The 13884-nt window shown below is 64.6% G+C and carries 11 protein-coding genes; 9 read left to right on the forward strand and 2 right to left on the reverse strand.

Features of this window, described 5'->3' with window-relative positions:
• Positions 1–343 precede the first annotated feature (343 nt).
• From C7440_RS16445 to C7440_RS16475, 7 genes are all read left to right on the forward strand, one after another.
• On the forward strand, positions 344–1402 hold the full coding sequence (locus C7440_RS16445; protein WP_017525663.1) for an ABC transporter substrate-binding protein: 1059 nt from the start codon (positions 344–346) through the stop codon (positions 1400–1402).
• Positions 1403–1462: 60 nt separating this feature from the next.
• Complete coding sequence (locus C7440_RS16450; protein WP_116519272.1) at positions 1463–2515, forward strand: ABC transporter substrate-binding protein; 1053 nt, start codon at positions 1463–1465, stop codon at positions 2513–2515.
• Between the two features lie 55 nt (positions 2516–2570).
• On the forward strand, positions 2571–4061 hold the full coding sequence (locus tag C7440_RS16455; protein WP_017525661.1) for an aldehyde dehydrogenase family protein: 1491 nt from the start codon (positions 2571–2573) through the stop codon (positions 4059–4061).
• 8 nt (positions 4062–4069) lie between these two features.
• Complete coding sequence (locus C7440_RS16460) at positions 4070–5845, forward strand: thiamine pyrophosphate-binding protein (protein ID WP_116519273.1); 1776 nt, start codon at positions 4070–4072, stop codon at positions 5843–5845.
• Positions 5846–5944: 99 nt separating this feature from the next.
• Positions 5945–6562, forward strand: coding sequence for a LemA family protein (locus C7440_RS16465; protein ID WP_116519274.1), 618 nt, complete (start codon positions 5945–5947; stop codon positions 6560–6562).
• Between the two features lie 4 nt (positions 6563–6566).
• Positions 6567–7514, forward strand: a complete 948-nt coding sequence (locus C7440_RS16470) for a TPM domain-containing protein (RefSeq protein ID WP_116519275.1) — start codon at positions 6567–6569, stop codon at positions 7512–7514.
• Between the two features lie 56 nt (positions 7515–7570).
• Positions 7571–8062, forward strand: a complete 492-nt coding sequence (locus tag C7440_RS16475) for a TPM domain-containing protein (RefSeq protein WP_017525657.1) — start codon at positions 7571–7573, stop codon at positions 8060–8062.
• A gap of 150 nt (positions 8063–8212) precedes the next feature.
• Here C7440_RS16475 and C7440_RS16480 read toward each other — a convergent pair whose 3' ends face one another.
• Both C7440_RS16480 and C7440_RS16485 read right to left on the reverse strand, forming a co-directional pair.
• Positions 8213–9442, reverse strand: a complete 1230-nt coding sequence (locus C7440_RS16480) for an MFS transporter (protein WP_017525656.1) — start codon at positions 9440–9442, stop codon at positions 8213–8215.
• 49 nt (positions 9443–9491) lie between these two features.
• The gene (locus tag C7440_RS16485) at positions 9492–10844 is read right to left on the reverse strand and encodes a hypothetical protein (RefSeq protein WP_017525655.1); all 1353 of its coding nucleotides are present in this window, start codon (positions 10842–10844) and stop codon (positions 9492–9494) included.
• A 240-nt stretch (positions 10845–11084) separates the two neighbouring features.
• Here C7440_RS16485 and C7440_RS16490 point away from each other — a divergent pair, with 240 nt between their 5' ends.
• Positions 11085–11570 carry a (2Fe-2S)-binding protein gene (locus tag C7440_RS16490; RefSeq protein ID WP_017525654.1) on the forward strand — a complete coding sequence of 162 codons (486 nt, stop codon included), beginning with the start codon at positions 11085–11087 and terminating at the stop codon, positions 11568–11570.
• A 9-nt stretch (positions 11571–11579) separates the two neighbouring features.
• Positions 11580–13877: a xanthine dehydrogenase family protein molybdopterin-binding subunit gene (locus tag C7440_RS16495; RefSeq protein ID WP_116519276.1), complete on the forward strand. Its 2298-nt coding sequence runs from the start codon at positions 11580–11582 to the stop codon at positions 13875–13877.
• Positions 13878–13884: the final 7 nt, after the last annotated feature.

Below are 13884 nucleotides of genomic sequence, written 5' to 3' on the forward strand. Positions count from 1 at the left end.
GGGCGGGCCGCTTGGGCGAGCACCCCTGGCCGGACGCCTCTAGGCGAGCCCCCCCTGGCCGGGCGCCCCTGGGCGGGCCCCTTCTTTTTATTGACGCCTCCTGCGTGCTTCTATACACTCCGTTCATAATAAATTGGAATGGTGTTCTTTATATCAGAACATCATCAAGGGGCAACAACCGCCCGGGGCTGCATTAGCGGCCCGGCGCGGCACCTGATTCCACGCAGCGCTTGCGTGCGGCGCAATGGTGAAACGGTTCTTATCCCGGCGCAAGGCGGCATCCCGGGCAATGGCAGCACTCATGGACACGGCGGCGGCCAAGCCGCCGCACAAAGGAGGGTGTATGAGCTGGACTGACTGGAGGCGGCGTATTGCCGTGGGCCTGGTGGCGGCGCTGGCGGGCTGGCCCGCCCTGGCACAGGAAAAAACCGACGTCTCGCTGGCGCAATACCAGGGTGCCGACAGGGCGGCCCGGATAGAGGCCGAGGCAAAGAAAGAGGGCACGCTCACGCTTTACACGAGCCTGGCGGAAAAGAACATCCGCGCCCTGGTCGATCCATTCGAAGAAAAATACGGTGTCAAGGTGGTGGTGTGGCGCGCGGGCCAGAGCCGGGTGCTGCAGCGCATAATCACCGAGGCTAGCGCCGGCCGGTATGAGGTCGATGCCATACACATGGGCTCGCCCGAGCTCGAGGCGCTGCAGCGGGAAAAAATACTGCGGCGCGTGGATTCGCCGGTGTTCGGTCAACTGCTGGAAGGGCTGGTGCCCGAGCACCATGAATGGGCGCCCACCATACTTCAGGTCTACGTGCAGGCCTACAACACCGATCAAGTCAAGAAAGCAGAACTGCCCCAAAGCTACGAAGACCTGCTCGACCCCAAGTGGAAGGGCAAGCTGGGCATCGAGGCCAAGGCCTGGCCCTGGTATGCCGCGCTGGTGCGCCGGCTGGGCGAGGAAAAAGGCATTGCCCTGTTCAACGACATCGTCGAGAAAAACGGCATCTCCGTTCGCCACGGCACTTCGCTGCTGAACAACATGGTGGTGGCGGGCGAGGTGCCCCTGGCGCTGACGATATACAGCCACATGCCGAAGGCCTCGAAAGAAAAGGGCGCGGCCATAGACTGGTTCACGCTGAGCCCCACCATCGCCCGCGCCAACGGCGTGGCGATAGCCCGCAATGCCAAGCATCCCAATGCGGCCCTGCTGTTCTACGAGTACATGCTGTCGGCCGAAGGCGCGCAAAAGCACTTTGTCGCCATGGACTACGTGCCGACCAATACGCAGCTGGAATCGCCGCTTCCCAATGTCAAGTTTGCGCTGGTCGACCCCGAGACCGTGCTCGAGGAAGTGGACAAGTGGACCGGGCTGTTCGACGAGACCTTTGTGAAGCGCGCGGACTAGAGCTTGCCGGCGCGGCGGCCGCCCTTGTCGCGGCCTCTCGCCAAGCGGAGGAGGATGACTATGATGAAATGGATTCCGTATATAGCGGGCGCTTGCCTGGCGGCGGCCCTGGCCGCGCCAGTGCTGGCGCAGGACGCAGACGCTTCGCTGCTGCAGTACCAGGGCCCCGACCGCCAGGAAAAACTGCTCGAGGCCGCGCGGGCCGAGGGCGAGATCATGTTCTATACGACGCTGGCCGAGAAAAACCTGCGCGCGCTGATCGATCCCTTTGAAAAGAAATACGGCATCAAGGTCGACGTATGGCGGGCCGGCACCAGCCGGGTGCTGCAGAGGGCCGTCAGCGAGGCCGCGGCGGGACGCCACGAAGTCGACGTCTTTCATTTCGGCTCGCCCCAGCTCGAGGCGCTGTATCGCGAGAAACTGTTGCAGCCGGTCGAGTCGCCGCTGTTCGAGCAACTGGCGGAAGGCTCGCTGCCCGAGCACAAGCAATGGGCGCCGACGGTGTTCCAGGTCTACGTGCAGGCCTACAACACCGACAAGATCAAGAAGGAAGAGCTTCCCAAAAGCTATGAAGACCTGCTCGACCCCAAATGGAAGGGCAAGCTGGGCGTGGAGAGCGAATCGTGGATGTGGTATGCGGCCCTGATGAAGCGCATGGGCGAAGACAAGGGCCGCGCGCTTTTCAGCGAGATCGTGAAGCGCAACGGCATGTCGCAGCGCTACGGATATTCGCTGGTGAACAACATGGTGGTGGCGGGCGAGGTGCCTCTGGCGCTGACCGTATACAGCCATATGCCCATCGCCGCCAAAGAGCGCGGCGCACCCATCGACTCCTTCGTGCTGGAGCCCGCCATTGCCCGCGCCAACGGCGTGGCCATAGCCCGCCACGCCAGCCACCCCAACGCGGCCCTGCTCTTCTACGAATACATGCTGTCGGCCGATGGCGCGCAGGGCGTGTTCGCATCCATGGATTATGTCCCTGCCAATACCAAGCTGCCCTCTCCCCTGCCGGGCCTGCGCCTGGGCCTGGTGGATCCGGTGTCGGCGCTGGACGAGGTGGACAAGTGGACGGGGCAGTTCAGGGAGGTTTTCGGACAGGGCCCGGCGCATTGACGGGCATGGGTGCGCCCCTGTGGCGCACCGAACATTGAAAAACGGAGGCAATAGAGTGAATCTGGCAGACGGTTTTGCGGCACAGGTGCTAAGCCGGGCCCGGGAAGAAACCCAGGACTGGAAAATGTTGATCAACAATGAATGGGTGGCGGCCCGCTCGGGCGCCACCATGGCTTCGGTCAATCCGGCCTACGACGAGGAGATCGCCCGGGTGCCCGCGGGCGGTGCGGAAGACATCGAGCTGGCCGTGCGTGCGGCCAAGGCGGCTTTTCCGGCCTGGAGCCGGCTGCATGTGGACGAGCGCGCCGCATACTGCAAGCGCTTCGCCCAAGCCCTGCGCGCCGAGGCGCGCGAATTCGGCATGCTCGACGCGATAGACAGCGGCAATCCCTTCCTGGCCATGGTGGACGACGCCAAGAAGGGCGCCTCGCTGCATGACTTCTTCGCCGGCCTGGGCATGGAGATCAAGGGCGAGACCATACCCACGCCCGGCGGCGGGCTCGACTACACGCGGCTGCAGCCTTTTGGCGTAGTGGGCCGCATCATTCCCTTCAATCATCCGATCTCCTTCGGCGCGGGCAAGCTGGCGCCCGCCCTCATTGCGGGCAACACGGTGGTGCTGAAGCCGGCCGATCAGACGCCGCTGTCGGCCTTGTGGCTGGGCAAGCTGGTGCGCGAGTGCTTCCCGCCCGGCGTGGTCAACATCGTCACGGGCGACGGCCCCGAATGCGGCGGAGCGCTGGTGGCGCACAAGGATGTGCGCCGCATCGCCTTCACGGGAAGCGTGGAGACGGGCCGGGCCATTACCCGGCAGGCGGGCATCAAGACGCTCAGCCTCGAGCTGGGCGGCAAGAACCCGCTCGTCATCTACCCTGACGTGGACATCGAGAAGGTGGCCGCCGCCGCCGTGGCGGGCATGAACTTCACCCGTTCCCAGGGACAGTCCTGCGGTTCCAACTCGCGCGTCTTCGTCCACGCATCCATCAAGAAGGACTTCATGGATGCCGTGGTGGCCCTGACCGACCGGATCGCCGTGGGGCTGCCCGAGCTCGAGGCGACTCAGATGGGGCCGGTGGTGACCCGACGCCATTACGAGCGGGTCATGAGTTATATCGAGGCGGGACGCCAAGAGGGGGCCCGCGTGGTGCGGGGCGGCGGCCATGCGCCCGGCGAGGCGCTGCGCAAGGGCTGCTTCGTCGACGTCACGGTCTTCGACCAGGTGCGTCACGGCATGAAGATAGAGCAGGAGGAAATCTTCGGCCCGGTCATGAGCGTGCTGGAATGGACCGACGAGGCCACGATGCTCGAAGAGGTCAACGACAGCGAATACGGCCTGTGCGCCAACATCTGGACCAACGACATCTCGACCGGCCTGCGCATGGCCGACGCTGTGGAGTGCGGCTATGTGTGGGTCAACGGCCACGGCGGGAAACGCTACAAGGGCGCGCCCTTCGGCGGATTCAAGAACAGCGGCATCGGACGCGAGCACTCGCTGGAAGAGCTGCTGAGCTATACCCAGGTCAAGAACATCAACGTTACTTTCTGAGCGATCGCATGAGTGTGCCAAACGACGCGGACAAGCGCCTGACCTCCCGACGTTACGGGTCGGACTTTATCGTCGACATATTGCGTCAATACAAGATGCCGTACGCCGCCTTCAACCCCGGTGCATCGTTTCGCGGCATCCATGATTCTTTGGTGAACTACCTGGGCAACGAGTCGCCGGAGTTCCTCGAATGCATGCACGAAGAGATCTCGGTGGCCATCGCGCACGGCTATGCGCGCTCTACCGGCAAGCCCATGGCGGCCATCCTGCACAATGTGGTGGGCCTGCAGCATGCCACAATGGCCATCTACAATGCCTGGTGCGACCGCATTCCCATCATCCTGCTGGGTGGCACCGGCCCGATGTCCTACACCAAGCGGCGTCCGGGCAGCGACTGGGTGCATACCGCGCTGGTCCAGGGCAACCTCATTCGCGACTTCGTCAAATGGGACGATCAACCCGACGACCTGGACAGCACGCCCGAGTCGTTCGCGCGTGCCTACCAGACGGCCATGACCCATCCGCAAGGACCGGTCTACATCTGCTACGACGCGCAGATCCAGGAAGAAGAGCCCGAGGCGTTTCCCCAGTTGCCGGACCCTTCGAAGTTTCTGCCGCCCGAGCCGGCGGCCGCAAGCCCCGAGACTGTCCAGCGCATGGCGCAGGCCCTGGTCGACGCCAAGGCGCCGGTCATCGTGGCCGACCGCATGGGTCGTTCGCACGTCGCTTTCGACGCCCTGCTGCGCCTGGCCGATCTATTGAGCATTCCCGTGCTCGACCAGGGAAATCGCCACAATTTTCCGACCCGGCATCCCTTGTTCCTGGTCGACTCGTCGGAAAAGGTGCTGGCCGAAGCCGACTTCGTGCTGGCCCTCGATGCCATGGACCTTTACGGCGCCCTGCACACCGTCAATCGCCTTACACGGGAGACGTGCCCCATGTACAAGCCGGGCACGCGTATCGCCCACGTGACGCTGGACGGCTATGCGGTGCGAAGCTGGAGCCAGGATTTCCGCCGCCTGCAGGAAACCGACGACTCCATCGCGGCGGACACTGAGAGCTTTGTTCCCGCTTTGCTGCAGGCTTGCCAGGCATTGGTGGAAGGCAGTGGCGATGTGGCGAAGGCGGCCCGGGAAAGGCTGGCCAAATGGAGCGCTCACAGCGAAGAGCTGCGTGCCGAATGGCGCGCCAGGGCGCAGTCGCAGAGCGGCGACGAACCTATTGCGCTGTCCACGTTTGCTTCCATTGTCTGGGACGCCATCAAGGATGAACCCTGGGTGCTGACTCAGGGTATTGCCAACGGCTGGGTCAAGCGCCTTTGGGACATCAGCCGCCCCGACCAGTTCGTGGGCCGGTACAGCGGCGGCGGCCTGGGCTACGGCATGGGCGCTTCGCTGGGTGTCACGCTGGCCAACCCGGGCCGGCTGTGCGTCAATCTGCAGGGCGACGGCGATTTCCTGTTCACGCCCACGGCGTTGTGGACGGCGGCGCATCATGGGATACCGCTGCTGACGATCATCATGAACAACCGCAGTTACTACAACTCCGAGGAGCATGGCGAGAAGATTGCGGCGCACCGGAAGCGGCCGGTAGAGAATGCGGGGCTGGGGACGCGCATTGTGAATCCGGATGTCGATTATGCGACGATGGCGCGTTCGATGGGGGTGTTCGGCGAGGGTCCGATCGCCCGCGCGACGGATCTGCCCGAGGCGCTGGCGCGGGCGATTGCCGAGGTGAAGCAGGGGCGGCCGGCGGTGGTGGAGGTTAGAACGCAGAATCGGTAAAGAATAGTAAAGGCCGTGCCGGGATGCGCGATTTGGGGGTGGGAAAGCGGCGAACTGCTTTACACTTCAGATTGTCCCGACAACTCGAGATTGCGGCTCATGAAACGATTCCTGCTTCTTCTTCTGGCCCCCGTGCTGGCGATGTTCCTGACGGGCTGTGGCTATAACGAAATCCAGCGGCTCGATGAGCAGGTGAAGGCGGCCTGGTCGCAGGTGCTCAACCAGTACGAGCGCCGCGCCGAACTGGTGCCCAAGCTGGTGAACTCGGTGAATGCCTACATGGTGAACGAGCGCACGGTGCTCACCGAGGTTACCGAGGCGCGTGCAAAGGTGGGCAGCGTGCAGGTCAGTGTCGACGACCTGGACAATCCCGAGCTGATGGCCAGGTTCACGCAGGCGCAAAGCCAGTTGTCCTCGGCGCTGTCGCGGCTCATTGCGGTGTCCGAGAATTATCCGCAGCTTAAAAGCGACGGCTTGTTCCGCGACCTGATGACGCAGCTCGAGGGCACCGAGAACCGCATTGCCACCGAACGCGGGCGTTTCGTGCAGGCGGTGCAGGCGTACAACGTGTATATCAGGCAGTTCCCCACTGTCATCACGGCCAAGATCTTCGGCTACGACGTCAAGCAGAACTACGGGGTCGACCGGCAGGGCGAGATCATGCGCGACCCCGAGGTGAAGTTCGACGTGCCGGCGCCGGCCGGCGCGAACGGGTAGCGTCGTGTCCACGCATCCGGCGCCTGCGGCGGGTCTGTGCCTGGGCCGGGCGCTGAATGCCTGGCGGGCGGGGTACTGGCTGCTGCTTGCGGGCGTATTGGCCTTGCTGGCGATGGCGCCGCCGGCATTCGGCCAGCAGGCCGCCATTCCCGAATTGAAGCAGCGGGTGACCGACACCACGGACACGCTCGATGCCGCCACGCAAAGCCGACTTACCCAGATTCTGGCCGACCTCGAGCAGCGCAAGGGGGCGCAGATTGCCGTCCTGATGATACCGACCACGGGGCAGGAAGACATCGCGCAATATGCGGTGCGGGCTTTCGAGCAGTGGCGGTTGGGCCGCGAGAAGGTCGACGACGGCATTCTCTTCTTGGTGGCCAAGGACGACCGCCGCCTGCGCATCGAAGTGGGCTACGGGCTGGAAGGCGCCGTGCCCGACCTGCTGGCGGGCCGCATCATACGCGAGCAGGTGGCGCCGCGCTTTCAGCAGGGCGACTTTGCCGGCGGGGTCGAGGCGGGCGTGAACAGCCTTGTTTCGCTGGTCGAGGGCGAAGATCTGCCGCCGCCGGCGGCGGCCGAAGAATCGTCGGGTGGCGAAGATACTTTCGGCGTTCTCGTCATGCTGGTCATCATGGCTACTGTGCTGCCTCCCGTCGTTGCGGTGGCGGGCGCGGCCCTGCTCATCTATTTTGTGTTCGGCAGCGTGGTGTTCGCCGTGCTGGCGGGCATGGCGGCCTTTCTGCTTAGCCTGGCGGGCCGCGCCCTTCGGGTGCGGGGCAGTGGCGCACGGGCTTCGCGGCGCGGCGGCGTCATCGGCGGTCTGGGCGGGATGGCCGGCGGTGGCGGGTTTGGCCGCGGCGGCGGTTTCGGCGGCGGTGGCGGCTTCGGGGGAGGCGGCTTTGGCGGGGGCGGAGGCTCCAGCGGCGGAGGCGGCGCCTCGGGAAGCTGGTAACACCGTCGCCATGCATGGCCGGGGCCAAGGCGGGTCCTAAGTACAGGAGAAAATACGTGCGGGGCAGCAACTGGAAACGGCTGACGGGCTGGTCGACGATCGAGGGCCATGTGCTGCGCCAGCGGCATTTCACGCCGGCCGTGCTCGAGCGCATCGCGCAGCGCATCAGCGAATGCGAGCGCTCGCACACGGGTGAGCTGATGCTGGCGGTAGAGGCGGTGTCGCCGGCCCACGAGCCCGACAGCCACGCCCGCGCGCTCGAGGTCTTCGGCAAGCTGCGTGTGTGGGACACGCCTGGCAACACAGGCGTGTTGCTGTACTTGGCGCTCGATAGGCGCAGCATCGAACTCATTGCCGACCGGGGCGTGGCCGCGCCCCCGGAAGCCTGGCAGGAAGTCTGCGGCCAGCTGCGTCAGCACCTGGGCCAGGGCCGCTATGTCGAAGGCATACTGGCCGCCGTCGACAGCATCGAAGCCATCTGCGCCCGCCATTGCCCGCCGTCCGACGGCAACCCCAACGAACTGCCCGACCGGCCGGTCCTGCTTTAGCGTTAACAGGCCCTCGTTCCATTTCTAGAGCAACCGTGCACTCTGTCGGCGCCTTACATCGGTAATGTCCGCGCTTTGGCTTCGTGTTCGCGATTGATTCAGAAACGGAATAAGCGTCCGTTCGCGGCATGCCGCAACGGGCGGCACGCTTCAGGCGGGAGGGTCTTCGGCGGCCGGGGGACGGCCGCTTTCAGACTGGGCGGCTGCCGCCTGATCTGCCAAATCTATTTGCCGGCGCTTGTCGTACAGGGTGTTCAGCCATCCGCCCGCCAGCAGCAGGGCGGCATTGCTCCAGAAGATGGGAAACACGCCGAAGGCCGCTCCCATCGAGCCGAACACCAGCGGTACGACGATCTGTATGAACTTGTTGACCGTCAGGCGCATGCCCAGCGCCTCGCCGGCGCGGCCCGGCGGCGAGTAGTTGTACGTAAGAATGATGGACAGAGGCTGCCCGCAGCCCAGCGCCAGGCCCAGAATGAACGAGACCGTGGCCAGCAGAACCGGCTGCTGCAGCAGGGGGAACAGGAAATAGGTCAGGCCCGCCATCAGCAGGCAATACGTCAGGACGCGTTTCTCGGTGAAGCGCCGCGCCAGGCTGGGAAGGGCCAGGCGCACAATGAAAGCGGCGGCTGCTTGCATGCCGATCACGATGCCGATGAAGGAAGCTGTCAGGCCGATGGCGCGTCCGTGAATGGGCATGTAGAAATTGAACAGATCGATGCCCGTCAGGATCAGGCCACTGGTGATCAGCGTGTTGCGCAAAGCGCCGTTGGCCAGCAGGTCTTTCACTCCGCCGGCAGCGTGTTCTTTGGCGCCGGCCCCGCGCGGGGGAACCAGGCGGCCGTACACGCACAGCAGGGCGCCCGGAATCAGCACGATCCCGGCCAGGAGGGCCAGGGCGTTCGCGTAGCCCGCGTTATCTATCTGCCAGCCAACCAGCACGGGGCCAAGAAAGCCCGATATGGAAGAGCCCAGGCTGAACGTGCTGAAGTTCTTCGTTCGCGCCTGCTTGTCGCCCATCGCCCCGACGAGGTTGTGGGTGGCGACGTGGAAAAAGATGTTAGAGGTGCCCAGTATGGCCGCGCCCAGGTACAAGGCCGGCAGGGCGGGATACAGCAGGGGAATCGCGAGTCCCAGCCCCATGCCGAACGAGCCCATGATCATGGGTGGGCGCACTCCGACCCGATCGGACACGCGGCCCGCATAGACGGCCACCAGCAATGGCACGCAGGCATAGGTGGCCGCCAGTACCCCGATGGCGATCGGCCCCGCGCCGAAGTGCAGGGCGTACAGCGCCATCAGGACTTTACTGCCCTTCAGGCCGATCTGGTTCAATACCGACAGCGTGACGGTCAGGTAGACGACCAGGACGGGATTCAAGCGGCTGCCTTGCTGTTATAGGTGCATGTGGATGGGCCCGCGCGGTGGACTATTTGTTCTGGCCCACCGAATCGAAGTAGCCCGAATCGATGAAGCGCAGCCACAGGGTTCCGACCGTCTTGATGCTGTCCTGGGTGAAGAGATAGTGGTGCATGTCGCGTACCCTCGCCACGCGGTAATTGCCCGCATAAGGCTCCAGCACTTCGCGGTGCGCATCGACGGTCTTGGGCGGAATGGCCTCGTCCAGCGTGCCGTTCATGTCGAGGATGGCCACGTTCTTCAGGGCCTCGGGCGGGAAGCTGGGCTCCATGATGTCCTGGATGAAGCCGCCCAGGCGGCGCTCCCGGTACTCGTCGGGCAGCCAGTCCGACAGCCACATGCGCAGCGCGACCTCGGTCAGGGCGGCCGGGGTGAACTGCATGCCCATGTCTTCGCTGCTCTTGAAGCGCGGGCCCCGCTGGGCGCCCTTCCACCATTTGTTTCGCGTGGCCTCGTCCAGGTCCTTGGTGTAGTAGGTGAAATCGTCCAGGCCGCGTTCACGCAGGCGTTGGGCGGTCTTTGAGTATGCGTTGGTGAAGTTGCCGAACTTGGCCTTGCGGTAGGCATAGGCTATGCCGACGTTGCTGGTGCCCCAGCCCAGATAGCCGTCGGGCTGGATGTACTTGGCCAGCGGATACAGAAAAGCGCCGCCGGTGGACATGCCCCAATACAGCAGGTAGGAATCCTTGCGCTCGCTCTCGGGCACCGCGTGTTCGACGGCCAGGCGATAGCCCTCGACGAAGGTGTCGGGCGTGGCGGCCAGCATTTGCCGGAACAGCGGGGAGTCCTCTTTCGGATAGCGATAGACGGAGCTGTCGCCCGAAGTGGCCTTCTGCACGTCGCTTTGCTTGGTGACGAAGTCGTCTTGTGTCCAAGGCGCTTTCTGTTGGCGGCTGAAGATGGGCATGCGCTGGTCGAGCGGGATGTTTTCCCATGAGCCCCTGCCCTGCTCGTCGAAGAAGTTCCAGCGGCCCACGCGGGTAAGCGCGACGAACTTCACGCCCCGCTTTGCCAGCCACACGCCGGGGCCTTCCTTGCCCTCGGGGGTTTCCAGGAAATCCATGGCGTACTCGCTGCCCGGCTCGCCGCCCACCACCACGATCTTCTTGCCGTCGTGCAGGCGCGGCTTGTCGGGGGTAAGGGTGACGACCACCTGGGTAAAGGGCTGGCCGTAGGCCTCGAAGTCGATGTAGTCGATCTTCTCGGTGTAGCCGCTGGTTTCGGGATAGTCGTTGCCCTGCAGGATGGCGGCGACGGTGTCGGGCTCGACCATGCCCTTGTCGGGCGGCAGGCTCCAGTTCGCGGCCGCCTGCTCGGCGGTAAAGCACAGTGCGATGGCAAGCAGGGAAAGGTGCTTGAACATGTTCGGGATCTCCTCTGTTGAACCGTCTGGCGCGGTTTTCATCGACGATGGGAAGACACGATTCTATCAATGGATGGCAGATTTTTGTTAAAAATAGAACAATGTTCCGTATAAAGGAAATATTTGGGCGGGGCAAAAACAGGTTACAACATGATGCTGGCAATGTATTGATATGCGGAATAGCATTCCATAAAAAGGAAACTATGGCATGGCGCCATGAGTGTACCCAAGGAGGAGACAATGGGGAAAACATTGGAAATCGAGGTCAACGGCAGGCGGCATGCCGTCGAAGCGCCACCCGACACACCGCTGCTCTACGTGCTGCGCAATGAAATGGAACTGCGCGGTCCACGCTTCGGCTGCGGGCTGGCCCAGTGCGGCGCCTGTACCGTGCACATGGACGGCGTGGCGATACGCTCTTGCGTCACGCCGGCATCGGCGGCTGCCGGCACGCGCATTACAACGCTCGAGGGCCTGGCGCAGGCCTATCACGGCAAAGAGGGCGAAGCCCTGCATCCGGTGCAGCAGGCCTTCATCGAAGAGCAGGCCGCGCAATGCGGATACTGCGTCAACGCCTGGATCATGACTTCGGCCGCCCTGCTCGAGAAAACGCCCGATGCGACCGACGAGCAGATCAAGGAAGGCCTGCGCGGCCTCAAGTGCCGCTGCGGGACGCAGATCAGCGTCATGCGCGCCGTGCGGCGGGCCTCCAAGGCCATGGCATAAGGGGGCGACATGGACAATCTTTCATCCCAGGTGCCTGCGGGCGTCTCGCGCAGGCAATTCCTGGCGGCTTCGGGCGCCCTCATCGTGTCTTTCGGCCTGCCCCTGCGGGCTTCCGCGCAATCGCGTTCCGTCGCCGACGGCTCCGCCCTGCAGTTCGAGGCCGGCCCCTGGGACGACACCGTCGATAAGAAGCAGCTGGATTCCTGGCTGGCGGTGCTGCCCGACGGCTCGGTGGCCGCCGGCGTGGGCAAGATAGAGGCCGGCATGGGCATCAGCACCGCCTTTGCGCAGATCGTGGCCGACGAGCTGGACGTGCCGTTGGACAAGGTCGCCATCCACATGGGCGATACCGCCACCACGGTCGACCAGCGCGGCACCGGTTCGAGCAACGGCATCATGGACGGCGGCAGCGCCTTGCGCAAGGCAAGCGCCCAGGCGCGGCATGCCTTGCTGTCCATGGCGTCCGTGCGGCTGGGCGTTCCGGCCGAGCAGCTTGAAGTGGAGGACGGCGTGGTGAAAGTGGCGGGCACCCCGGGCAAATCCATTTCCTATGGCGAGCTGATAGGCGGCAAGCGCTTCGAGATGGCGCTCGATGCCAAGGTCAGGACCAAGGACGCATCGCAATACAAGCTGGTGGGCAGGCCCGTGCCCCGTACCGACATTCCGCTCAAGGTAACGGGCCAGTATGTCTACCTCGTCGATCACCGGGTGCCGGGCATGCTGCATGGCCGGGTGATAAGGCCCCCCAAGGCGGGCGCGCACCTGCTCAAAGTGCCCGCGGGCCAGAGTTTCCCCGGCCTCGTCAAGGTGGTGAGCAAGGGCGATTATGTGGCGGTGGTATGTGAACGCGAAGAGCAGGCCGTGAAGGCGGCGCGCGAGCTCAAGGTCGAATGGTCCACGCCCGAGCCGATGTTCGCCGAGTCGTACGACGCGCTGTATGATTCGCTGCGCAGTGCCCAGCCCAAGCAGTCCAAGACGGAAGGCGAAGCGGGCGACGTCGAGGCGGCCATTGCGGGCGCCGCCAAGGTGGTGCGGGGGCAGTACGAATATCCCTTCCAGTCGCATGCCTGCATGGGCCCGGGGTGCGCCATAGCCGACGTGCGCGACGACGGCGCCCAGATATGGTCCGGCGGCCAGAAGCCTTACCCCTTGCGCCGGGCCGTGGCCGAACTGCTTGGCATGGATCCGGAGCAGGTACGCACCACATGGATGCCGGGCCCGGGCTCGTATGGCATGAATGACGCCGACGACGCGGCAATGGATGCCGCCTTGCTGTCGCGCGAAACAGGCAAGCCGGTAAGGGTTCAGTACATGCGCGCCGACGGTACAGCCTGGGATGCCAAGGGGCCGCCCATCGCCTTCAACATGCGCGGAGCGCTGGACGAGCAAGGCAAGGTGCTGGCCTTCGACTACGAGGCGCGCGGATATTCGAGCCGCGTGCGGCCTTCGGGCACCGACCATCCGGGCGACACGCTGTCGGTATACCTGCGTGGCGAGGGTACGCCGGCCAGCACCGAAAAGCACCAGTTCCCGGAAGATTCGTACGAGTTTCCCAACCAGCGCAGGGTCAGCCATCTGTTCGAATGGCGCCAGTCGCTGCCCACCGGGCTGCGCACCACCCACCTGCGCGACCCTGACGGCATGGCCACCTGCTTTGCCAGTGAATGCTTCATCGACGAGCTTGCCGCCGAGGCGGGCGCCGACCCGGTGGACTTTCGCCTGGCCTATCTGAAAGAGCCGCGCGACAGGGCCGTGGTCGAGGCGGTGGCGAAGGCGGCGGGATGGGACCGGCGCCCATCGCCGCGCAAGGGGCAGGAAGGCCCCGAGGTCACGGGCCGGGGCATTGCCTATTCACCGCGCAAGAGCAGCGTGGTGGCGCTGGTGGCCGAGGTCAAGGTCAATATGGAAACCGGCCGGTTTCGCGTCACCCGCTTCGTCGTGGCGCATGATTGCGGTTTCGTGATCAACCCCCTGGGGCTGGACCGCACCATCGAGGGCAACCTGTTGATGGGCATGAGCCGGGCCATGTATGAAGAGGTGCGCTTTACCTCCGACGAGGTCAAGAGCGTCGACTGGGCCAGCTATCCCATCGCCGAGATCGACGACGTGCCCGACCGCATGGACGTCGTGATGGTGAACAACCGTCCGGACGCCAAGCCGGGCGGAGCGGGCGAGCCGACGATACGCCCCGTGGCCGCGGTGATTGCAAACGCGCTGTTCGATGCGACGGGCGTGCGCATACGCCGCGTGCCGTTCACGCCCGAGAACCTGAAGGCCGCATTCAAGGCGCACGCCGCAGCCACCTGATGCAGCA

Source organism: Pusillimonas noertemannii, from assembly GCF_003096595.1.
Taxonomy (GTDB): Bacteria; Pseudomonadota; Gammaproteobacteria; order Burkholderiales; family Burkholderiaceae_B; genus Pusillimonas; species Pusillimonas noertemannii.

What these genes read in the sequence shown, in the direction of transcription:
- C7440_RS16445 (WP_017525663.1), top strand. Translation starts at nt 344, where the DNA reads ATGAGCTGGACTGACTGGAGGCGGCGTATTGCCGTGGGCCTGGTGGCG.
- C7440_RS16450 (WP_116519272.1), top strand. Translation starts at nt 1,463, where the DNA reads ATGATGAAATGGATTCCGTATATAGCGGGCGCTTGCCTGGCGGCGGCC.
- C7440_RS16460 (WP_116519273.1), top strand. Translation starts at nt 4,070, where the DNA reads ATGAGTGTGCCAAACGACGCGGACAAGCGCCTGACCTCCCGACGTTAC.
- C7440_RS16465 (WP_116519274.1), top strand. Translation starts at nt 5,945, where the DNA reads ATGAAACGATTCCTGCTTCTTCTTCTGGCCCCCGTGCTGGCGATGTTC.
- C7440_RS16485 (WP_017525655.1), bottom strand. Translation starts at nt 10,844, where the DNA reads ATGTTCAAGCACCTTTCCCTGCTTGCCATCGCACTGTGCTTTACCGCC.
- C7440_RS16490 (WP_017525654.1), top strand. Translation starts at nt 11,085, where the DNA reads ATGGGGAAAACATTGGAAATCGAGGTCAACGGCAGGCGGCATGCCGTC.
- C7440_RS16495 (WP_116519276.1), top strand. Translation starts at nt 11,580, where the DNA reads ATGGACAATCTTTCATCCCAGGTGCCTGCGGGCGTCTCGCGCAGGCAA.